Genomic DNA, 19,981 nt, shown 5'->3' with positions numbered 1-19,981 from the left:
GAGACAGCGATGAGCGAAGCCACGACGACCACCAACCACGAGGTGATCCGCAACTGGGCCGAGGCGCGCGGTGGCCGGCCGGCGCGGGTCCGGCAGGCCGAGGGCGGCAGCGATCTGCTGCGCATCGACTTCGATCCGCCGGAGGACAATCTGGAATAGATCGGCTGGGACCGGTTCTTCGAGGTCTTCGAAGCGCAGAAGCTGGCCTTTCTGCATCAGGATCTGACCGAGGACGGCCAACCCAGCCGGTTCAACAAGTTCGTCGACCGCGATTGAGCCTCATTGGCTCAGCAAGGCGGCGCAGATCACGCCGAGCGCGCTGGACACGCCGGTCAGATCGTCATCATCGCGATAGGCCTGGGGAAAGAGCTCGGTCACCAGCGCGGCGATGATGGCCCCGGCGGCGAAGGCGCGGATCAGGCCCAGGGTCGCGTCATCGGCGCCGGCAAGCAGCGACCGGCCGGCGATGGTGACGGCCGAAAGGATCAGCGCCGCACCCACCCAAAGCGTCAGGATCCTCCGGTCCGACCAGCCCCTGGCACGCATGTTCTGTGCACCGCTTGCCGCTTCCGGCAAGTTGGTGAGCACAATGGCTGTGGCAAAGGCCGCCACGTCGCGCGCCGAGGCGCCGATCAGTTCCACCCCCAGCACAAGATTTTCCGGCAGACCGTCAAGCGAGACCGCGACCATCAGGCCCAGCCCGCTGCGGCTGCCCCAGACCTCGTCGACCCAGTGATCGACCAGCGCAAAGACCACGGCACCCGAAAGCAGCGCCAGCGCGGCCGGCGCGGCGCCGGTGGCGTCGATCGCGGGCTGGAACAATTCGAGGATCAGCGACGACAAGAGTGCACCGCCGCCAAAGGCCAGCGCATTGCCCTTCAGCCGGTCGGGCAGCGGGAGGTAGAGGCTCCAGACGGCGCCAAGGACCAGCGATAGAGCCACGGCGGCGACCACGACAAAGACGGTCATTGCAGGCTCATGGCAGCAGGTCGGCCTCCCAGGTTTCGGCCCCTTCGGCGGCCTCGCCCCGGATCAGCGCGGCCACCGTCCGGGTGGCGTGTCGGGCGCTGCCGATCGGCAGGCCGAAGCGGTCCCAATTGTCGTTGCCTTCACCGTCATGGAGCGGCACAACATGATCGAAATGGCAGGCCTGCCGGCATTCGTCATAAGCGCTGGTGGCCCGGGTCTCGATATTCTCCAGATCGCCGAGCGAGAGCGTGCCTTCCTCTTGCGACGTGCGGTGCAGCAGCTTGCGCCGCTGGATCCCGGCAAAGAGACCGGGAAGGTCGATGTCATCGGCCTTGGCCTGGCGGATCTCTTCGCGGCTCAACGGCGCCAGAAAGATCGACAGGCTGTCATGCCGGGCCAGGATGCCCGCCTCGCGCAGCCTGGCGGGCAGGCCGGGGTTGCCCTCGTAGAGTGCGTGGCATCCGCTTTCGAGAATGCGGTCGATCTCGGCCAGATCCAGCGCCTGAAGATCACCGCGATTGTCGATCAGAAGAACCCCGGGGTTCTCGCCCAGTCTTTCGATCTCGTCCCGCGTGCGGAAATGGTAATCCACGCCGTCTGTTTCGCCGGGTCGCATGCGACGGTCGTTGAACAGCACCAGTTCCTCGATCTCGTCGGCCAATTCGCGGTCGATCCGGCAGAGGTTTTCGGCCAGCGGGCTCTTGCCGATGCCCGAGGGGCCGGAGATGAGGATGAGTTTCGGCATGGCTGCGTCCTTGACGGTCCGATTTCGGGACCAACCGGGACGCCGGCGAAGATGTTCCACCGGCCGGGCGATGCCGGCGCGGACAGCCCGCTTGGAACATCGAGGCGCGGCGACTGTTTCCCGGGTTCATGAGGCGGCCGCCAAGGCGCGCCGCCGCAACAGTCAAGGAGGATATCATGCAAGTCAGTCAGGTGATGACAGCACACCCCGTGACCGTAACACCAACGCAGAACGTGCGCGACGCCGCCGAGATCATGAAACGGATCGACACCGGCTTTGTCCCGGTGGGAGACAACGACCGCCTGGTCGGCATGGTCACCGACCGCGATATCGTGGTGAAGGGGCTGGCCGCCGGCAAGGATGCCGATTGCAAGGTCTCCGAAGTGATGACACACGACGTTCTCTATTGCCGCGACGATGAAGAGGTCGCCGCTGTTGCCCGCAACATGGGCGAGAACCAGGTGCGCCGCCTGCCGGTGGTGGACCGCGACAAGCGGCTGGTGGGCATTGTCTCGCTGGGCGATCTCTCGAGTGATGGCGATCCGTCGGCCGCCGGCGTGGCGCTGGAACAGATTTCGGAAAGCTGACGGCGCGGCGCCTTCAGCCGCGCAGCAAGGCGAAGTCCGGGTCATAGGGGCTCGGCGCGATGACCTCGGCGGCCACCATCCGGCCGCAGAGGTCGAGCTGCAAGGCGCGGCCAGCTTTCGCCAGATCGGGCTCTACAAAGGCATAAGCCAGGTTGAGCCCGGTCCGGTGGCCCCATGCGCCAGAGGTGATCGAACCCACCACCCTGTCATCCTGCATGAGCGAGGCACCGGCATGGGCGGGGGCCTGCCGGGTATCGAGGCTCAGGGTCACCAGCCGTTTCCGTGGCCCCTCGGCGCGGCGCCGTTGCAATGCCGGTTTGCCGATGAATCCGGGCTTTTTCATTCGCACAAAGCGGTCGAGCCCGGTTTCGAAAGGGTCAAACTCCGTCAGGATATCCGCTTTCCAGTGCAGAAAGCCCTTTTCCATGCGCATCGAGTCCACGGCCCGCGCCCCGAACAGCCGCAGGCCATGCGCCGCGCCGGCGTCGCGCAGCGCGTGATAAGCGGCAAGAAGCGCGCTGTTCGGCACATGGATCTCATAGGCGGGTTCGCCGGAGAAGCTGACCGCCAGCACCGTGGCCGGGGCGATGCCGATGAAACATTCCCGCACCGAAAGCCAGGGAAAGGCCACGGCCGACCAATCGCCCCGCGCGCAGGCCGAGAGCACCGTCCGCGCCCTGGGGCCGGCCAGCACGAGGATCGTCTGCGCGTTGGTCAGGCTGCCGATCTGCACATCCTCATCGGCGCGCAGATGCGCCTGTAGCCAATCCATGTCGTGCAATTCCGCCGCCGCCGCAGACCCGTACCAGACGCGCGCGGGCCCCCGGTCGCTGGCCGGCAGGTTCGCGATGGTGGCCTCGCCCTTGAGCATACCGTGATGGTTGAGAAGATAGCCCAGCCCGACCCGGCCGGGCCGGCGCGTGACCGTGCCACAGAACATCCGGTCAAGGAATTCATGCCGGTCGGCGCCGGTGATCTCGAAGCGGTTGAATCCGTTGACCTCGCAGAGGCCGACATTTTCCTGGACATTCTTCACCTCGGCGCCGACGGTTTCGAAGGTCTCGTCGAAATCGAAGGTCAGCGAGGGGTGAAAATCCGGTGTCGGCTTGATGTAGTCCACCCGCTCCCATCCATTGACGACGGTGAATTCGGCGCCCTCGGCCGCCAGTACCGGGGTCAGCGGCGTGACGCGGGCATTGCGGCCTGCGGGGCGGTGTTCATGCGGGAAGTGAAAGCGGAATTCGTTCTGGTAGTCCTCGATCGCTTTGAGCGCGGTCAGCTCGACATTGCACTGCGGGCCAAAGCGGCGCGGGTCCACCACCCAGGTGTCATAACAGGCTTCGCCATGCACGATCTGCTGCGCCAGAAGCCAGCCATGGCCACCGCCTTCGCCAACGCCTGCGCGCAGGCCGATGATGCAAAAGGCATTGCGCTTGCCCGGGATCGGCCCGACCAGCGGCGCGCCGTCGATGGTATAGGTGATCGGGCCGTTCACCACCCGCTTGATACCGGCCTCGGTCAGCGCGGGCATGCGCGCAAACGCACCTTCCAGCACATCCATCACCCGGTCGAGATCATCCGGGCAGAGATCGTTTGAAAACCCGGGGCTGATGCCGTCCATCCCCCAGGTCTTGCAGTCCTGTTCATAGAATCCGAGCAGCAGCCCGTTCTTTTCCTGCCGGCAGTAGTAATCGCTGATCGGACAGCGCAGCAGCGGCATGCGGTGGCCGGCCTCGGCAATCGCCGGGATATCCTCGGTGACAAAATACTGGTGCTCCATCGAGGCCACCGGATGCTGCACCCCCATCATGGCGCCCACCTCGTTGACCCGGTAGCCGCAGGCGTTGACCACCACATCGCATTCGATATCGCCCTTGTCGGTGTGCACCGTCCAGGTGTCATCGGACCTTTGCGTCAACCCGGTTACCTCGGTGCTGCGATAGACCTCGGCGCCGCCCCTGCGGGCGTGAAAGGCCAGCGCCTGACAAAGCTGCGCCGGATCGATATCGCCATCCGCGCCGTCCCAGAGCCCGCCAAGCAGGTTATCGGTCGAGATCAGCGGATGCCGCCGGGCGCATTCCGCGGCGTCGATCACATCGAATTCCACTCCCATGCCGCGTGCCATCGAGGCGAAGTGGCGATAGCCCTGCATCTGCGCCTCGGTATTGGCCAGCCGGATGCCGCCGTCGCCGTGGTGGTAGCCGACCGGATAGTCGGGATCGTCGCGCAGCCTCTTGTAGAGCGCGATGGAATGGCTTTTCAGCCCCACCATGGTCTGGGTCATGCCGAAATTGGTCACCTGGGCGGCCGAATGCCAGGTGGTGCCCGAGGTCAGCTCGTCACGTTCGACGAGCACCGCGTCGCTCCAGCCTTCCTGTACAAGGTGGTAAAGCGTCGAACACCCGGCGATACCGCCGCCGATGACCACTGCCTTGGTTCGCGTTTTCATGCCCGATGCCCCCTGCTGCTTGCAACCGGATGCAAGCGGAGAATTCCGGCGCATGCAATGGAAAACCACCCGCGCCCGATGCGAATTCGGGCCGGGCTCCGGCCTCAGCCGGTCTCGGGCCGAGACCGCCTGGCGCGCAGGGCGATCACGCCTTGGCCCAGCTCCAGCGTATAGCGCTCGAGCGCGGCAAGCGTGGCATTCGCTGCCTCAGGGACACCCGCCTCGACGGCGTCGGTCAGGCGGGTGTGCAGAGTGATGATTTCCTCGCGCGAGCGGGCGGAAAAGGTGATCATGTTCATCAACGGCTGCATCGCCTCGACCGCCCCGGCAAGCTGATACGAGAGGATCGGGTTGCCCGCCGCATCGACCAGCCGGCGGTGCAGCGCCACGTCTGAGGCGCAGAACTCCTCGTCCGACAGGCCGCCGCGCCCCTGCCGCGCAATCTCTTCGCGCATTGCCGCCAGGTCGTCGGCGCTGCGGCGGGCGCAGGCTAGCGCAGTGACCGAGGTCTCCAGCGCATAGCGCGCCTCGCAGGCGACGGCGAAATCGACCTCGTTGATCGACAGCAGCAGCGTCGAGGTGCTGGCGTGCTGGGCCTGCGCCTCGTCATAAGACAGCCGCCGCACGAAGGCCCCGCCAAAGGCGCCGCGCTCGGTGCGGATCAGCGATTGCGCCGCCAGCCGTTTGAGCGCTTCGCGCACGGTGGGGCGGGACACCTCGAAGGTTTCGGCCAGGTCCGATTCGGAAGGAAGCCGGTCATCGGCGGTCAGCTCTCCCGAGAGAATCGCATCCCGCAGCGCCTTGGCGATCTGTGCTGGCAGATCGCTACGTTGATTTCGTTCCGTTTTTTTCATTTGTCTTACATTTAATTGTCAGGCATTTTTACCCCAGACAGGGGGCCCAAGGCAAGAAGGAGAGGGCGCGTGCAGGCATTGCGTGGCATTTCGGTCGGCCGGATGCACTGGCTGGGCTTCTTCGCGGTGCTGTTGCTGGCCTGGCTGGCGTTGTTTGCCATGGCGATCCCCAATGAGCTGCGCGCCCTCGAGGCGACCTATGGCGCGGGCGTGATCGAGCTGCTGTGCGGCGGCCTTTTGGGGGCGTCGGGCTTTGGCCCCGCCTTTGCCATGTGGGCGTTGATGTCGGCGGCGATGATGGCCCCGACGGCCTTGCCCGCCCTGCGCACCTACGATGACCTTGGCCATGTCACGTCGACCGGGTTCGGCAAGCTGGTGGGCGGTTATCTGAGCGCCTGGCTCGGCTTTTCGCTGGTGGCCGCCGCAGCGCAGGTGGCGCTCTTTCGCGCAGGCTTGATCGGCACGCTCGGGCAGAGCCTGTCGGTGCCGCTGACCGCTCTGCTGCTGATCGGCGCCGGGGCCTATCAGTTCACCGAGATGAAGGCCGCCTGCCTGTCGCGCTGCCGCGCGCCGCTGACCTTCTTCATCCAGCATTGGGAGGAAGGCCCGTTCCGCAACGGGTTGCGGCTGGGGCTCGACTGCGTGGGCTGCTGCTGGGCGCTGATGCTGCTCGCCTTCATCGGCGGCACCATGAACCTGGCCTTCATGGGGCTCGCCATGGTGCTGATGACTTTGGAAAAACTGCCCGACATCGGGCGCTATCTGACGAAACCGCTGGGCCTGGCGCTGATTGCCGCAGGCTTTGCACTGCCATTGTTCTAGGGAGGAACCATGCCACTCGACGCCACCCAAATCCCCGATTGGACCATCAAGGGGGAGCTGATCCTGAACTGCAACTGCACGGTGTTCTGTCCCTGCGTTGTCAGCCTGGGCAAGCACCCGCCCACCGAAGGCTATTGCCAGGCCTGGGTCGGCATCCGGATCGACGACGGCGCCTATGGCGATGAGACGCTGTCGGGCCTCAACGTCGGGCTGATCATGGACATCCCCGGCAACATGGGCCGCGGCAACTGGAAGGCCGCCGCCTATATCGACGAAAATGCCAGCGAGGCGGCCTATGACGCGCTGGTCGCCATCTTCTCGGGCGCGGCGCGGGGCACCACCGGGCTTTTCGGCATGCTGGTCAGCGAATTCCTCGGCGCCGAGCGCGCACCGGTGAGCTTCGAGACCGAGGGCAACGCCCGCCGGTTGATGGTCGGCAAGAAGATCCAGGGCGAAGTGGTGCCGGTGACCAACGCCCAGGGCAAGGAAACCGTGATCACCAACACCGATTACTGGATGGGCCCCGACATCACCGTCGCCACCGCCACCAAGAGCCGGGTACGCGCCCACGGCCGGGTCTGGGATTTCGACGGTCGCTCGGCCGAGATCTGCCAGATCGACTGGCACGGACCACGTTAACGCCGGGAGGCAGGGGATGCAGGAGCATTTCGACGCTTTCGCACCGGGGGCGGCCAATCATGTGCCGCTCTCGCCGGTGTCTTTCCTGAAACGCGCCGCTGTTGTCCACCCGGATCACGTCGCGACGGTGCAGGGCGATGTGCGCCGCACCTGGGGCGAGGTTCACGACCGCGTGCGCCGCTTTGCCGGCGGGCTGACGGCCCGGGGCATCGGGGTCGGCGACACAGTCACGGTGATCGCGCCCAACCTGCCGGAACTGTTCGAGGCGCATTTCGCGGTGCCGATGGCCGGGGCAGTGCTGTCGGCGCTGAACACCCGGCTCGAAGCCGAGACCATCGGCTATATCCTCGACCATTCCGACAGCCGGCTGATTCTTGCTTCGACCGACATGCTCGGGCTGGTGCGGGATGCGCTGACGCTGGCGGAAAACCGGCCTGAGGTCATCGAGATCCCGCTGCCCGGGGGCGCAGCGCAGAGCGCCACAACGTTTGACGATTTCCTCGCCGCGCCGTTCGACGGCGACGGGCTGCCGGCCGACGAATGGCAGGCGATGGCGCTGAATTACACCTCGGGCACCTCCGGCCGGCCCAAGGGTGTGATCTATCATCATCGCGGTGCCTATCTGATGGCGATGGGCACGGTGGCGGCCTGGGCCATGCCGCAACGGCCGGTCTACATGTCGGTGGTGCCGATGTTTCATTGCAACGGTTGGGGCCATCCCTGGATGGTCGCGATCATGGGCGGCACCATGGTGTTTCCGAAATCCTACGCCCCCGAAGACCTCTTTGCCGCGATCCAGGCCAATGGCGTGACGCATTTCGGGGCTGCGCCGGTGATCCTGCAAATGCTGGCCGAGAGCCCCGACGCGCCGCGCTTCGACCCGCCGCTCAACGTCATGACCGCCGGCGCGCCGCCGCCGCCTGCCATCCTCGAACGGATGGCCGCTCTGGGAGCCGAGGTGATGCATGTCTATGGGTTGACCGAAACCTACGGCCATATCTCGCAATGCCTGCCGCAACCGGGATGGGTCGGGCTGGACGCCGGCACCCAGGCCAGCCATCGCGCCCGGCAGGGCGTGGCGCTGCCCATGGTCGAGGATGTCGCGGTGTTCGACCGCAAGACCGGCCGGCTGGTGCCTGCCGATGGCGAGACGCAAGGAGAGATCGCGATCCGCGCCAATACGGTGATGAAGGGCTATTACAAAAACCCGCAGGCCACCGCCGAGGCGATGCAGGACGGCTGGTTCTGGTCGGGCGATGGCGCGGTGGTGTTCGACGACGGCTACATCCAGATCCGCGACCGGCTCAAGGATGTCATCATTTCCGGCGGCGAGAATGTCTCTTCCGTCGAGGTCGAGGCGGTGCTCTATCGCCACCCCGACATCCAGACTGCCGCCGTGGTCGCCCGACCACATCCGAAATGGGGCGAGGCGCCCTGCGCCTTTGTCGAGCTGCGCGCCGGATCGCAGGCCGACGAGGCCAGTATCATCGCCTTCTGTCGCGAGCATCTGGCCGGGTTCAAGACGCCGAAATCGGTGATCTTCGAGCCGATCCCCAAGACATCGACCGGCAAGGTCCAGAAATTTCAACTGCGCAACCGCATCAAGGAGCTTGGCTGATGGCGCTGATTTCCCCTTCCCGTCGTCTTCGCCGCACGCCGTTTTCCGAAGGCGTCGAGGCCGCCGGCGTCAAGGCTTATACGGTCTACAACCACATGCTGCTGCCGACCGTCTTCCGCTCGATGCAGGAGGATTACCGGCATCTGAAAGAGGCGGTGCAGGTCTGGGACGTGGCCTGTGAACGGCAGGTCGAGCTGCGCGGCCCCGACGCCAGCCGGCTGATGCAATTGCTCACTCCACGCGACCTGCGCTCGATGCTGCCGGGGCAATGCTACTACGTGCCCATCGTCGACGAGACCGGCGGCATGCTGAACGACCCGGTGGCGGTGAAACTGGCCGAGGACCGCTGGTGGATTTCGATCGCCGACAGTGATCTGCTCTACTGGGTCAAGGGGCTGGCCTATGGCTACCGGCTCGATGTTCTGGTGGATGAGCCCGATGTCTCGCCGCTGGCGGTGCAGGGGCCGAAGTCGGATGATCTGATGGCGGCGGTGTTCGGCGACACCGTGCGCGACATCCGCTTTTTCCGCTACAAGGTGCTTGATTTCCAGGGCCGCGATCTGGTGGTCGCGCGCTCGGGCTATTCCAAGCAGGGCGGGTTCGAGATCTACGTCGAAGGCTCCGACATCGGCATGCCGCTATGGCATGCGCTGATGGAGGCCGGCAGGTCGCTGGATGTGCACGCCGGCTGCCCCAACGGGATCGAGCGTGTCGAGGGCGGGCTGCTGTCTTACGGCAATGACATGACCGACGACAACACGCCGCATGAATGCGGGTTGGGCAAGTTCTGCAACACCCAGACGGCGATTGGCTGTATCGGCCGTGACGCGCTGCTTCGGGTGGCGGTGGAAGGGCCGGTCAAGCAGATCCGGCCGATCGCCATGGGTGGCGATCCGCTGCCCGGCGGCTGTGACCGGTTCTGGCCGATCCGGGCGGGAGACAAGATCGTGGGCCGCGTGTCCTCGGCAGCCTGGTCACCGGATTTCGACACCAACGTGGCCATCGGCATGATCCGCATGACCCATTGGGACCCCGGCACCGAAGTGACGGTCGAGGCCCCGGACGGTACGCGCCCGGCGACCGTCAAAGACAATTTCTGGATTTAAGGAGAGACCACATGTTCAAGGCACTGCTTGTCGAAAAGAACGACGAGGGCAAGACATCCGCCAGCGTGGCGCAGGTCAGCGAAGACCAGCTGCCCGAGGGCGACGTGACCGTGGCGGTGGAATATTCGACGGTGAACTACAAAGACGGGCTCTGCATCGGGCCGGGCGGCGGGCTGGTGCGCAACTATCCGCATGTGCCCGGCATTGACTTCGCCGGCACGGTCGAGAGCTCTGACGACGCCCGTTACAAGCCCGGCGACAAGGTGGTGCTGACCGGCTGGCGCGTCGGTGAGAACCGCTGGGGCGGCTATGCCGAGAAGGCCCGGGTCAAGGCCGACATGCTGGTGCCGCTGCCCGAGGGTCTCGACACCCGTCAGGCGATGGCGGTGGGCACCGCCGGTCTGACCGCGATGCTGGCGGTGATGGCGCTGGAGGATCAGGGGCTCAAGGACGGGCCGGTGCTGGTCACCGGCGCGGCAGGCGGTGTGGGCTCGGTGGCGACGGCGCTGCTGGCCAAGCTGGGGCACGAGGTGGCGGCGGTCACCGGGCGGCCGGAACAGGAGGGCTATCTCAAGGGCCTCGGCGCCAGCCAGATCGTCGCTCGCGACGATCTGAGCGACGTGTCGAAAAAGCCGCTGGAAGCCGAACAATGGGGTGGCTGCGTCGATGCGGTGGCGGGTTCGATGCTGGGCCGGGTGCTCAAGCAGATGCAATACGGCTCGTCGGTCGCGGCCATCGGCCTGGCCGGCGGGGCGGCGATCGAAGGCGCGCTGATCACCCCCTTCATCCTGCGGGGCGTCAACCTGCTGGGCATCGACAGCGTGATGCAGCCCTATGACAACCGGGTCCGCGCCTGGAAGCGCATCGCCCGGGATCTGCCGATGGACAAGCTCGAGGCCATGGTGCAGCCGGCGGTATTGTCGGATCTGCCGCAACTGGGGCGTGATATCCTCAAAGGACAGGTCAAGGGCCGAGTCGTCGTCGATGTGACGGGCTGAGCCGATGACCCTTCGGGCGGCAGGGAGGGTCGCCCGGATCGCAAGAGATTGCAGGGCGGCGGCACAAGCTGCCCGCAACAGGGGCCGAGCATTACGATCCACCACATCGTTTTTTCAAGGGAGGAACTGTAATGACTTTGAGACCGGATCCGACGTTTTACCCCTCGGCCAAGGCGGCGATGCAGGGGCCTGTAGAAAAACTTGCCTTTACCCTATTGCTCAGCCCCGACGGCACGCAGCCCGATGGTCTTGCCGTTGTCGACGTGGACCCCGCGTCGGACAGTTTCGGCGAGATCAAGCACAGCCTCTTCATGCCCAACAAGGGCGACGAATTTCACCATTTCGGCTGGAACGCCTGTTCTTCGGCGCTGTCGCCTTTGACCGGCCATGCCTTCCTCGAACGGCGCTACCTGATCATTCCCGGCATCCGTTCGTCGCGGATCTACGTGATCGATGTGAAAGAGCCGTTGAAGGCCAAGATCCACAAGATCATCGAGCCGGAAGAACTCTTCGAAAAGACCGGCTATTCCCGCCCGCACACCATCCATTGCGGCCCCGAGGGCATCTATGTCTCGACCCTGGGCGGCGGCGGCAAGGACGGCACCGATGGGCCTCCGGGCATCTTCATCATGGATTGCGAGACTTTCGAGATCCGCGGCCGCTATGAAATGGACCGGGGCGCGCAGGACAAACACTACGATTTCTGGTGGAATCTGCCGCGCGACTACATGGTCAGCTCGGAATGGGGCCTGCCGCCGCAGTTCGAGAATGGTATCGTGCCCGAAGACCTGCTGTCGAACAAATATGGTCACTCGATCCACTTCTGGGATCTGCGGGCGCGCAAATGCGTGCAGACCATTGACCTCGGCGAAAATCATCAGATGGCGCTGGAGATCCGCCCGGCGCATGATCCGGCCAAACAATACGGGTTCTGTGGCGTGGTGGTGGACACCACCAACCTGCAAGGCGCGATCTTTACCTGGTGGCGCAACGAGGATGGCAGCTTTGACGCCAAGAAGACCGTCACCATCGATCCGCAACCGGCTGCCGCTGACGCGTTGCCCGAGCTGCTCAAGGGGTTCGAGGCGGTGCCGCCACTGGTGACCGACATCGACCTGTCGCTGGATGACAAGTATCTCTATGTCTCCTGTTGGGGCACCGGCGAGATGCATCAGTATGACGTCAGCGATCCGATGAACCCTGTGCTTGCCGGCAAGGTCGAGATCGGTGGCATCGTCAAGAAGACCAAGCATCCCAATGGCGCGGATTTCGGCTATGGGCCGCAGATGGTCGAGATCAGCCGCGACGGCAAACGGGTCTACTGGACCAATTCGCTTTATTCGACCTGGGATGACCAGTTCTATCCTGGCGATCGCGGGGCCGCGATGGTGATGGCCCGGAACGAAAACGGCAGTTTCGCGCTCGACCCGGATTTCTGGGTCGATTTCCCGAAGGGCTATCGCAGCCACCAGATCCGGCTCGAGGGCGGCGATTGTTCGACCGACAGCTTCTGCTACCCGTCGGCGTGAGCGGCGCCGCGCCCGTCCCGGGTTCGCCCCGGGACCTATTCGCTACGGCTGACCAAGAGGCCCCGGATCAAGTCCGGGGCGGGCGTTGTCTTGAGCGGTGATGCCGGGCTCTGGTGGGCGGTCGTGGCCGTCGGCGTCTATCACGGGCTGAACCCAGGCATGGGCTGGCCACTGGCGGTGTCTTCGGCGCTGATGGAGCGCCGGGCCACGGCCTTGCCACAGGCGCTGGCGGGGCTGGCGACCGGGCATTTCCTGTCGATGACGGCGATCCTGCTGCCGTTCTCGCTGATGGTGGCGCTGGTCGACTGGCAACGCGAGATCCGCATCCTGGCGGCGCTGATCGTCATCGCCATGGGGGCCTATCTGCTGGTCAACCGGCGGCACCCGCGCATTCTTTCGCGGGTGCCGCCATCGAAACTGGCGCTCTGGTCTTTCCTCGCCGCGCTGGCACATGGCGCGGGGCTGATGCTGGTGCCGATGTATCTGGGGCTTTGCGCGGCCGATGGCCTCGACGCCGGGCACGCGGCGGCGACCGCGCTCATGGCGGCCAATCTCGGCACCGCGCTGGCGGTCGCGGCGGTGCACACCCTGGCCATGGTGCTGGCCGGGGGAGCCCTGGCCTTGCTGGTCTACCTCTGGCTCGGGGTGCGGGTGGTCTCGAAGACCTGGTTCAACCTCGATCTGGTCTGGGCGGTGTCGCTGGTCGCGGTGGGGGGCATCGGGTTGGCGGGCGCCTGGCGCAGCTGAGGCCGGGGCGCCCGAATGCCCGGCTTCAGGTCCGGGCTTTCTCGAAGGCGGCCCAGGCGGTCTCGAAGCGGGCGATATCGAAATCCGGGCGGCGCGCGGCGTCGAGCACGATCCTTTCGGTCACCATCAGCTGGGCGATCGCGGCCTCCAGCCCGGGCAGGACGTCTGGCGGGATCACCACCGCGCCGTGGCGGTCGGCGTGGACGAGATCGCCGTCATTGATGGTCAGGCCGAACAGGGTGACCGCCGTGCCCACGTCACGGACATGAACAAAGGCGTGGCTCGGGCCGACCGAGCCCGCCAGAACCGGAAAGCCCGTCGGCAGGTCGCCGAGGTCGCGCATCACGCCATTGGTCAGCGCGCCACCCAAGCCAAAACCCTTGTGCACGGTGGCGTTGATCTCGCCCCAGAAGGCACCGGTGCAGGCCGGGAAATCGAGGTCTTCGACCACGGTGATGGCCGGGCGCGGGCCGCTGGCCATGTGGCGGTAATAATCCATGCGCCGGGCCCTGATCACCTCGGCCGGATCCTCGGGGGGCTGGTTGGCGGCGATCCTTGCGGTGCGGGCATAGCCCACCATGGCCGGGCTGTCCGGCGCCGAGGCCAGGATGGTGCCACGCGTGAAGGCATCGAATCCGCGTTGGCCCTGGGCCACTTCGATGGCGTTGCAGACGGTGGGGGTATCGACCTTGCACAGCAAGGTCAGCAGCGGGTCGTTCATGCGGCCTCCAGCCAGCGTCCAAGCGCTGCGTTGACGAACTCGGGGCGTTCGAGGGTGGGCAAATGGCCAGCCTCCTCGACAATTTCGAGCCGCGCGCCGGGGATCAGATTGGCCATCAACTCATGGCGATGAACCGGGCAGAGCGCATCCGCCCGGCCGCAGAGCACCAGCGCCGGCAGCCGCGCCGCGCGCAGGGTGTCGCATTGGTCGGGCCGGTCCATCAAGGCACGGGACTGGCGGGCAAAGACCTCGGGCCCGAGCGCCAGCGCCATCTCGAGGCAGAGGTCGAGAATGTCGGCCCGGCGCGGTCCGGGCGCGAGATAGTTGGGCTTCATCTCCTCGCGCATCACCTGCGCCAGCCGGCCCTGCGCCACGGCTTCGAGCTGTGGCCGGCGACGGACTTTGACCGCGTCGTTTTCGGCGCGCGGGTTGGTATCCATCAGGGCGATCCGGTCAACCCGGTCGGGCGCCTGCCGCAGCACCTCCATCGCCACGATTCCGCCCATCGATAGCCCCGCCAACGCAAATCGCGGCGGCGCGCTGGCGAGGATTTGGGCGGCAAGCGCCGGCACGCTGTCCTGTGCAGCGATCGGTGCCAGATGAAGGCCGCGGTTGCCCGAAAACGCGGCGATCTGCGGCGCGAACAGCCGCGCGTCGCACATCATTCCGGGGATCAGGACAAGCGGGGTCATCGCGCCTGCGCGGCGCCGTCCGAGAGGGCCTGCAACTTGGCATAGGCAATGTCGGGATCGACCGCGCCAAAGCCCGCGAAGGTGCCAAAGCCGCAATCCGATCCGGCGATCACCCGCTCGGCCCCGACGATTTCCGTAAAGCGTTCGATCCGCTGGGTCACGAGGTCGGGGTGTTCGACGAAATTGGTCGTCGTGTCGACCACGCCGGGCACCAGCACCTTGTCATCGGGGATCTCGGACTTCCGGTCGCGGAACACGGTCCACTCATGGCCGTGGCGGGGGTTTGAGGTCTCGAATAGCACATACCGCGACCGGGTGGCCATCAGGGTGGAAAACACCTTGTCCATGCCGATGTCGCAGCAATGCGGGCCCTCGTAGTTGCCCCAGCAGATGTGCACGCGAACGCGATCTTGCGGCACCTCGGTCAGCGCGTGGTTGAGCGCCTCGACATGGGCGGCCGCGACCTTGAGGAATTCGGCGTCGGTGAGATCGCCAAACAGCATGTGGCGCGACAGGGCCAGGTCGGGGCAGTCGAGTTGCAGATCGAGCCCGGCGGCGACGATGGTTTCGTATTCCGCCTTCATCGCATCGGCGAGGGCGGCGAGATAGGCTTCGCGGGTCTTGTAATAATCGTTTTGCAGAAAGAGCGAGATCACGCCGGGCGAGGCGGCATTCATGAAGCCGCGCTCGACACCATGAGCCGCCATTGCCGCCTTGAGGTTGGCGATGTCCTTGTTCAGCTCGTCCTGACCTTTGGAAGTCACCGCATCGACGCACATCGGCCTTGCATATTGCGGCGTGCCGCCTTCGTCGGCGATGCGTTTCAGAAAGCCGGGAAACATCTTGAGATCGGCCGGCGCGTTGCGCGGGCTGTCGCCGGAAAACCCGGTGTACCGGTCCTTGACGTAGGTGGCATAGCTGATCTTGGAGGTTTCACCGTCAGACACGATCTCGATGCCGGCCTCGGCCTGTTTCCGCACGGTGTCGGACACCGCTTCGGTCATGGCGGCGTCGAAGGCGGCCGGATCGTAGGGTTCGTCCTTCTCGCGGGCAAAGATGAAGTCGACGACTTTCTGGCTGCGCGGCAACGAGCCGACATGGGTGGTGGATACGGGCATTTCAGGGCCTCCTTGCGTCGGTCATTCGGTCCAGGTGGCGCCGGGGGCGTCGCCGGTGGCAACCACGTGATACAGCGCCGCATCGCCCGACATCGACGGATAGGCGGTGTGATCGAGCCCCTCGGGCACCGACATCGTGTCGCCGGGGGCAAGCACGGTTTCGCCGGCGGAATAGCTGTCATTGCCGGCCCAGACGACGTTCCAGTGGCCGGTGACAGGCATGAGCACCGAAGGCCGGTCATGCCGGTGCATCTCCTCGGTCGACGAGCCGCGGGTCAGCAGACCCACCTCGAAGCCGGGCTTGTCGCGCAACACGCCGTTTTCGCCGATCACCAGCGCCGGCGTGCGGTCGGCCAGGGCATGCAGATCCCAGTAGCGCGCAACGTAGCCGGGCACGACATCGCGGGTGCCCGGTTCGGGAAAGGCGCGCAGCTCGTCCTCGCTGAGCAGCGGCATCGGCGAGATGCCCTCCGGCAGATGTTCGCCCTGCTTGCTGTCGTAGAGCTTGCTCTCTTCCGACAGGATCAACCCGTGGTCGCGGGCATCCTCGATCACCTGCGGCGCCCAGATCACCCCGCCGCCGGCATCGTCGCCGCCGAGCACAGCCATGATCATACCGTAGTCATCGCCGATGTTCTCGAAGCCGCGAAAGATGCCAGTGGGAATGTTGAAGATGTCGCCCTTTTCAAGCACCACTTCACCGGCGTCGCCCCAGCGGCCCCAGAAAAAGCGCCAGCGACCGGACAGTACAAAAAAGACCTCGGCGGTACGGTGCGAATGCAGCGAGTTGCGGCAGTTCGGCGGCTGTCCGGCAGCGCCGATGTTGAAGCCGTGAGGCAGGGTGACGTGAACGTGCTGATCGGGGCTTTCCGAGACGCCGCCGCCGATGATGGTAAAGTTCTCCTTGCGGTCCGAGCCCGGGGTATGGGCGTCGATGAAGGCGGTCTTGCAGGGTTTGAGCGCGCCGTACCGGACGATGCGGTCGGCCATCTGGGTGTCGTTTGTCATCTTGTCCATTCCCGTCCCGGACCTGATCCGGGACCTCTTGCGGTAACCATGAGGCCCCGGGTCAGGCCCGGGGCACGCGTGTGTCGAACGTCAGCCGGCGTGCATCAGGATCTGTTTCCAGACCGCCGTTTCGTCATAAAGCGTATACTCCCGGCGCAGCTGCGGCTGGCCGCCGATCAGCGCGCCGAATTCGGCATGCGAGATCCCCAGGACATAGACCTGCGCTCCGGTCGGCGCGCCAAAGGCGCCCCAGCCGTCGTGCTTGCCCCAGAGGCTCCAGCGCAGCGCGGCGCGGGGCGGCATCATCGGATCGTCGCGCCCAATCTGGTGGTGGATGGTGAACTCGGCATTGGGAAAGGAGGCTCTGAGCCCCATCCAGAACCGGTCGACCGGCCCGCGCCCATGCCCGGTCACACCGCCGGGGTATTCCGAATGGACCGCGCGATCATAGTCCCGCTCGATCACCGCCATGTCGGCGGTCATGATCCGGCGTATGATATCCGCATAGCGGTCGCCCCAGGCATTTTCATTGCCTTGGCCGGTGTACGGTCCGCGCCGGTCGGTCTCGGGCGAGAGCGGGCGCGCCGCCACCTCGGGCCCGCCTTCGCGGGCGATCATCGCGGCGGCGTATTCCTTGGGATCGAGCCCCATCTGCCGCACGATCGCGCCCTGGTCGCGGATCAGCCATTCATCGTCGATGGCATTGTTTCTGGCGTGGCAATCGGCCAGGATCCGATAGACAAGCTTGCGCCCCGAGGCCTTGCCGTAGACGCCGTCGCCAAGATGCGTCGCCGTCGACAGCAAACGGTGTGACGACAGCATCCCGGTCTCGGGCGTGCCCGACCAGATCACATCCTCGCCCAGCAGCGTGCGGTCGGGAAATTCGGCCAGCGTTGCCATGGTGGCCGCGATCACCCCGTCATTGCCGATCACCACCGAGGCGGGCGAACGCACGACGATATCCTTGGCGTAATACTCGTGCAGCGTGGCGATGCCGCGATCTTCCCAGATTTCCTTGGTGATGCCGATGATGTAATCGGGAAAATCGACGAACTTGGGGTCAAAGCCTTGCATTTGGGTCATCCTTCGGAAGTCCAGCCTAGGGGCACCCGGGCCGAACCGCGCACGATTAGCGGGCAGTCCAGTGCGGTTTTCCGGGGCGCGGCGGCATCGGGGGTTTCGATAAGGCGCATCAGCGTGGCGACGGTCTCGGCGACCATCAGGTTGGCGCGCTGGCGCAGGGTGGTCAGGTCATAGGCGAGCCAGGCCGCCGGTGGCACGTCGTCATAGCCCACCACCGAGACGTCGCCAGGGATCGACAGGCCCAGTTCGAAGCGGATCACATCCATCACCGAAAAGGCCATGTGGTCATTGGCGACAAAAACCGCGTCGGGCCGCTGGTCGGGGGGGACGTCGAACATGCTGCGCGCCGCATCCCGCGCCGCCTCGGCCTTGAACTCCCCCTTGCCACGGGCAAAGACCGGCTGGCCCGCCTGGGAAAGCGCGGAACGAAAACCGGCTTCGCGGTCACGCTGGGTCGAGGCGCCTTCCCAGCCGGCGATGAGGGCGATGCGCTGATGCCCGCCGGCCAGCAGGAACTCGGCCGCCTTGCGGCCGCCGGCGAAATTGTCGGAAGTGACGGCGGCAACGCCTTCGCGATCTTCGTAGCGGTTGAACAGCACCACCGGCACGCCGGCCTGCTGACAGCGCTCGGCAATGTCCGACGACATGGCGACCGAGGCCATGACGATGCCGTCGACCTGATAGTCGAGGATCTCCTCGACAACCTTGTCGACATTGCCGGCGGTCTGCGAGGCCATGAAGACGAGCACGTGGTAACCTTTTTCCTGCAAGGCATTCGACAGCTTTTCCAACGCCTCGGGGTAAAAGTAATTCTCGAGATAGGCGACCACGAGACCGATGATCCGGCTCTTGCCCGACACCATGGCGCGGGCCAGCACATTGGGCCGATAGCCCAGTTCCGCCGCGGCCTTGCGCACTTTGTCCGCGGTCTTCTTGCTGACCGAGGCGCCGGGCGTGAACACCCGGCTCACCGCCGACTGGCTGACCCCGGCGCGCTCGGCCACCTTGAGGGATGTCACTTTCTCTGCCATCAGCGCACCTTCCATCCGCCAGCGAGCGGCCGCGCCCCGCCGGTCACCGGGAACAGCGGGCCCTCAGGCCGCAACCACTGGGGGGCTGGCCGTTTCCTCATGCGTTCATTCCGTCGGGTATCTCGATCCGGCCCATGTTGCGCGCCTTGTTGAAGGCGCGCAGCCGGGCAAAGACATCAACCCCAAGCTGGCGATAGGCGTCAAGCAGGTCGACCAGCACCCAGTTCTCGCGGATGCGGCCATTCTCGAGGCGCCAGAAATCAAGGCTGCGCATGGTGATCCGCTGCCCGGTCGGCGCAATCCCCATCCAGCCGTCATGGGTGACCGTCTGAACCATGTTGGGCCAGCCGGTGACGGCGGCATAATCGCCATCGCCGAAGAAATGATAGGTGATCTCGTGCCGGTCCTTGCCGCGGTCGGGCATGGCGTCGAGAAAGGGGATCTGGTGCCAGTTGCGGAAGCCGGCAATTCCGCGGCCGGTGCCGATCCCGGCCGGCCCGTACCAGTTCATCCGCGGATGCCAGAACCGCTCCAGTTCCATCACCTCCGGGCCGCCTTCGCTCGGGTGCTTCTTGAGATGGTCCAGCATCTCGACAATATGTTGCCGCGTCGCCAGCGACCGGTCGGGGTCATGCGGCCCCGGCACGAAACCGTCCTGCGTGGCCGGGCCCGGCACCAGGAATTCGCGTCCCAGCGACGGGGCCATCGGCCAGGCCCCGGCCTGCATCATCACCTCCGGGATGTCCCAGAGCGCCTGCACCTCGACCACCTTGCCGGCCTCGATCCGAAAGAATTCGTGGAACCGCAGGGTCACCTGATGGCCGGTGGGCGGAATATCCAGCCAGGGCCCGGTAAAGACCCCGGTGTAATAGCCGCCACAGCCGACCCAGTCGGCACCATGTTCGTCCGGGCCCGCCATGACGATGTAATCGCGCCGCTCCAGATCCGGCCAGGCCGCGAGCAGGGGCGCGTAGGCGCCGTCGTAAAAGGCCTCCGGCCCGGTGCTGTCGCCGAGCGGATGGCTGAGGTGAAACACCGCGTCGGGCGCACAGACCTCGTCCAGGGCGCGGCGTACGGCTGCGGCTTCGAAATCCACCATCGCCGCCCTCAGCCGGGCGATCACGGCCTTGTTTCTGGTAGGCACATCCATGATCGGGCTCACTCTGCCGCGTCGCGGGCCGGCGCGGCTGCGCCGTAGGGCACGTTGACGCCACCATAGCGGCGGACCCGGATGTTGCATTGCTCGGCATGGCCGACAAAGCCCT

20 protein-coding genes are annotated in these 19,981 nt (G+C 65.7%); 9 read left to right on the top strand and 11 right to left on the bottom strand.

What is annotated here, in order from left to right; all coding sequences use genetic code 11:
• Positions 1-9 precede the first annotated feature (9 nt).
• Complete coding sequence (locus PVW49_RS23720) at positions 10-159, top strand: hypothetical protein (protein WP_338020391.1); 150 nt, start codon at positions 10-12, stop codon at positions 157-159.
• Positions 160-279: 120 nt separating this feature from the next.
• Here PVW49_RS23720 and PVW49_RS15565 read toward each other — a convergent pair whose 3' ends face one another.
• Both PVW49_RS15565 and PVW49_RS15560 read right to left on the bottom strand, forming a co-directional pair.
• Positions 280-969, bottom strand: coding sequence for a zinc transporter (locus PVW49_RS15565; protein WP_274590983.1), 690 nt, complete (start codon positions 967-969; stop codon positions 280-282).
• A 7-nt stretch (positions 970-976) separates the two neighbouring features.
• The gene (locus PVW49_RS15560) at positions 977-1,714 is read right to left on the bottom strand and encodes a guanylate kinase (protein ID WP_274590982.1); all 738 of its coding nucleotides are present in this window, start codon (positions 1,712-1,714) and stop codon (positions 977-979) included.
• 176 nt (positions 1,715-1,890) lie between these two features.
• On the opposite strand from PVW49_RS15560, the gene PVW49_RS15555 reads away from it, so the two are divergent.
• Positions 1,891-2,301 (top strand): CBS domain-containing protein, encoded by a 411-nt coding sequence (locus PVW49_RS15555; RefSeq protein ID WP_274590981.1) that lies wholly within the window; start codon positions 1,891-1,893, stop codon positions 2,299-2,301.
• 13 nt (positions 2,302-2,314) lie between these two features.
• On the opposite strand, the gene PVW49_RS15550 is transcribed toward PVW49_RS15555, so the two are convergent.
• Complete coding sequence (locus tag PVW49_RS15550; protein WP_274590980.1) at positions 2,315-4,750, bottom strand: GcvT family protein; 2,436 nt, start codon at positions 4,748-4,750, stop codon at positions 2,315-2,317.
• A 104-nt stretch (positions 4,751-4,854) separates the two neighbouring features.
• Positions 4,855-5,604 (bottom strand): FadR/GntR family transcriptional regulator, encoded by a 750-nt coding sequence (locus PVW49_RS15545; RefSeq protein ID WP_074838447.1) that lies wholly within the window; start codon positions 5,602-5,604, stop codon positions 4,855-4,857.
• 102 nt (positions 5,605-5,706) lie between these two features.
• On the opposite strand from PVW49_RS15545, the gene PVW49_RS15540 reads away from it, so the two are divergent.
• The 7 genes from PVW49_RS15540 (at position 5,707) to PVW49_RS15510 (ending at position 13,063) form a co-directional block, all read left to right on the top strand.
• A complete protein-coding gene (locus PVW49_RS15540) occupies positions 5,707-6,426 on the top strand; it encodes a DUF2182 domain-containing protein (protein WP_074838495.1) in 720 nt (239 codons plus the stop codon).
• Between the two features lie 9 nt (positions 6,427-6,435).
• Positions 6,436-7,065, top strand: coding sequence for a DUF1326 domain-containing protein (locus PVW49_RS15535; RefSeq protein WP_074838450.1), 630 nt, complete (start codon positions 6,436-6,438; stop codon positions 7,063-7,065).
• 16 nt (positions 7,066-7,081) lie between these two features.
• On the top strand, positions 7,082-8,683 hold the full coding sequence (locus tag PVW49_RS15530) for an AMP-binding protein (protein WP_274590979.1): 1,602 nt from the start codon (positions 7,082-7,084) through the stop codon (positions 8,681-8,683).
• Positions 8,683-9,789: a dimethylsulfoniopropionate demethylase gene (locus tag PVW49_RS15525; protein ID WP_048536000.1), complete on the top strand. Its 1,107-nt coding sequence runs from the start codon at positions 8,683-8,685 to the stop codon at positions 9,787-9,789. The genes PVW49_RS15530 and PVW49_RS15525 overlap by 1 nt, the downstream gene beginning before the upstream one ends.
• Positions 9,790-9,800: 11 nt before the next feature.
• The gene (locus PVW49_RS15520) at positions 9,801-10,787 is read left to right on the top strand and encodes an acrylyl-CoA reductase family protein (RefSeq protein ID WP_048535999.1); all 987 of its coding nucleotides are present in this window, start codon (positions 9,801-9,803) and stop codon (positions 10,785-10,787) included.
• A 131-nt stretch (positions 10,788-10,918) separates the two neighbouring features.
• The gene (locus tag PVW49_RS15515) at positions 10,919-12,316 is read left to right on the top strand and encodes a selenium-binding protein SBP56-related protein (RefSeq protein WP_274590978.1); all 1,398 of its coding nucleotides are present in this window, start codon (positions 10,919-10,921) and stop codon (positions 12,314-12,316) included.
• Between the two features lie 159 nt (positions 12,317-12,475).
• Positions 12,476-13,063 carry a hypothetical protein gene (locus PVW49_RS15510; protein WP_430522464.1) on the top strand — a complete coding sequence of 196 codons (588 nt, stop codon included), beginning with the start codon at positions 12,476-12,478 and terminating at the stop codon, positions 13,061-13,063.
• 25 nt (positions 13,064-13,088) lie between these two features.
• Here PVW49_RS15510 and PVW49_RS15505 read toward each other — a convergent pair whose 3' ends face one another.
• The 7 genes from PVW49_RS15505 to PVW49_RS15475 all read right to left on the bottom strand — a co-directional run bounded on the left by PVW49_RS15505 (position 13,089) and on the right by PVW49_RS15475 (position 19,866).
• Positions 13,089-13,784, bottom strand: a complete 696-nt coding sequence (locus PVW49_RS15505; RefSeq protein WP_274590976.1) for an RraA family protein — start codon at positions 13,782-13,784, stop codon at positions 13,089-13,091.
• A complete protein-coding gene (locus tag PVW49_RS15500) occupies positions 13,781-14,476 on the bottom strand; it encodes an alpha/beta fold hydrolase (protein WP_274590975.1) in 696 nt (231 codons plus the stop codon). Before PVW49_RS15500 ends, PVW49_RS15505 begins: the two co-directional genes overlap by 4 nt.
• Positions 14,473-15,594, bottom strand: coding sequence for a cobalamin-independent methionine synthase II family protein (locus tag PVW49_RS15495; protein ID WP_274590974.1), 1,122 nt, complete (start codon positions 15,592-15,594; stop codon positions 14,473-14,475). Before PVW49_RS15495 ends, PVW49_RS15500 begins: the two co-directional genes overlap by 4 nt.
• 21 nt (positions 15,595-15,615) lie before the next feature.
• On the bottom strand, positions 15,616-16,602 hold the full coding sequence (locus PVW49_RS15490; protein ID WP_274590973.1) for a cupin domain-containing protein: 987 nt from the start codon (positions 16,600-16,602) through the stop codon (positions 15,616-15,618).
• A gap of 90 nt (positions 16,603-16,692) precedes the next feature.
• Positions 16,693-17,676 carry a nuclear transport factor 2 family protein gene (locus PVW49_RS15485; protein ID WP_274564037.1) on the bottom strand — a complete coding sequence of 328 codons (984 nt, stop codon included), beginning with the start codon at positions 17,674-17,676 and terminating at the stop codon, positions 16,693-16,695.
• Positions 17,677-17,681: 5 nt separating this feature from the next.
• A complete protein-coding gene (locus PVW49_RS15480; RefSeq protein ID WP_211568964.1) occupies positions 17,682-18,716 on the bottom strand; it encodes a LacI family DNA-binding transcriptional regulator in 1,035 nt (344 codons plus the stop codon).
• Between the two features lie 97 nt (positions 18,717-18,813).
• Entirely contained in the window at positions 18,814-19,866 is a 1,053-nt protein-coding gene (locus tag PVW49_RS15475) for an ester cyclase (RefSeq protein ID WP_274590972.1), read from the bottom strand.
• Positions 19,867-19,981: the final 115 nt, after the last annotated feature.

The organism is Marinovum sp. PR37 (assembly GCF_028807375.1).
Taxonomy (GTDB): Bacteria; Pseudomonadota; Alphaproteobacteria; order Rhodobacterales; family Rhodobacteraceae; genus Marinovum; species Marinovum algicola.
Note: the sequence above shows the minus strand (reverse complement) of the source record. Positions and strands in the feature narration are given on the sequence as shown.

Bases quoted from the DNA above. Each gene is read 5' to 3' on its own strand.
- PVW49_RS15475 (WP_274590972.1), bottom strand. From the start codon at position 19,866: ATGGATGTGCCTACCAGAAACAAGGCCGTGATCGCCCGGCTGAGGGCG.
- PVW49_RS15500 (WP_274590975.1), bottom strand. From the start codon at position 14,476: ATGACCCCGCTTGTCCTGATCCCCGGAATGATGTGCGACGCGCGGCTG.
- PVW49_RS15560 (WP_274590982.1), bottom strand. From the start codon at position 1,714: ATGCCGAAACTCATCCTCATCTCCGGCCCCTCGGGCATCGGCAAGAGC.
- PVW49_RS15495 (WP_274590974.1), bottom strand. From the start codon at position 15,594: ATGCCCGTATCCACCACCCATGTCGGCTCGTTGCCGCGCAGCCAGAAA.
- PVW49_RS15490 (WP_274590973.1), bottom strand. From the start codon at position 16,602: ATGACAAACGACACCCAGATGGCCGACCGCATCGTCCGGTACGGCGCG.
- PVW49_RS15505 (WP_274590976.1), bottom strand. From the start codon at position 13,784: ATGAACGACCCGCTGCTGACCTTGCTGTGCAAGGTCGATACCCCCACC.
- PVW49_RS15535 (WP_074838450.1), top strand. From the start codon at position 6,436: ATGCCACTCGACGCCACCCAAATCCCCGATTGGACCATCAAGGGGGAG.
- PVW49_RS15540 (WP_074838495.1), top strand. From the start codon at position 5,707: ATGCACTGGCTGGGCTTCTTCGCGGTGCTGTTGCTGGCCTGGCTGGCG.
- PVW49_RS15525 (WP_048536000.1), top strand. From the start codon at position 8,683: ATGGCGCTGATTTCCCCTTCCCGTCGTCTTCGCCGCACGCCGTTTTCC.
- PVW49_RS15485 (WP_274564037.1), bottom strand. From the start codon at position 17,676: ATGCAAGGCTTTGACCCCAAGTTCGTCGATTTTCCCGATTACATCATC.
- PVW49_RS15480 (WP_211568964.1), bottom strand. From the start codon at position 18,716: ATGGCAGAGAAAGTGACATCCCTCAAGGTGGCCGAGCGCGCCGGGGTC.
- PVW49_RS23720 (WP_338020391.1), top strand. From the start codon at position 10: ATGAGCGAAGCCACGACGACCACCAACCACGAGGTGATCCGCAACTGG.
- PVW49_RS15555 (WP_274590981.1), top strand. From the start codon at position 1,891: ATGCAAGTCAGTCAGGTGATGACAGCACACCCCGTGACCGTAACACCA.
- PVW49_RS15520 (WP_048535999.1), top strand. From the start codon at position 9,801: ATGTTCAAGGCACTGCTTGTCGAAAAGAACGACGAGGGCAAGACATCC.
- PVW49_RS15515 (WP_274590978.1), top strand. From the start codon at position 10,919: ATGACTTTGAGACCGGATCCGACGTTTTACCCCTCGGCCAAGGCGGCG.
- PVW49_RS15550 (WP_274590980.1), bottom strand. From the start codon at position 4,750: ATGAAAACGCGAACCAAGGCAGTGGTCATCGGCGGCGGTATCGCCGGG.
- PVW49_RS15530 (WP_274590979.1), top strand. From the start codon at position 7,082: ATGCAGGAGCATTTCGACGCTTTCGCACCGGGGGCGGCCAATCATGTG.
- PVW49_RS15565 (WP_274590983.1), bottom strand. From the start codon at position 969: ATGACCGTCTTTGTCGTGGTCGCCGCCGTGGCTCTATCGCTGGTCCTT.
- PVW49_RS15545 (WP_074838447.1), bottom strand. From the start codon at position 5,604: ATGAAAAAAACGGAACGAAATCAACGTAGCGATCTGCCAGCACAGATC.
- PVW49_RS15510 (WP_430522464.1), top strand. From the start codon at position 12,476: ATGGGCTGGCCACTGGCGGTGTCTTCGGCGCTGATGGAGCGCCGGGCC.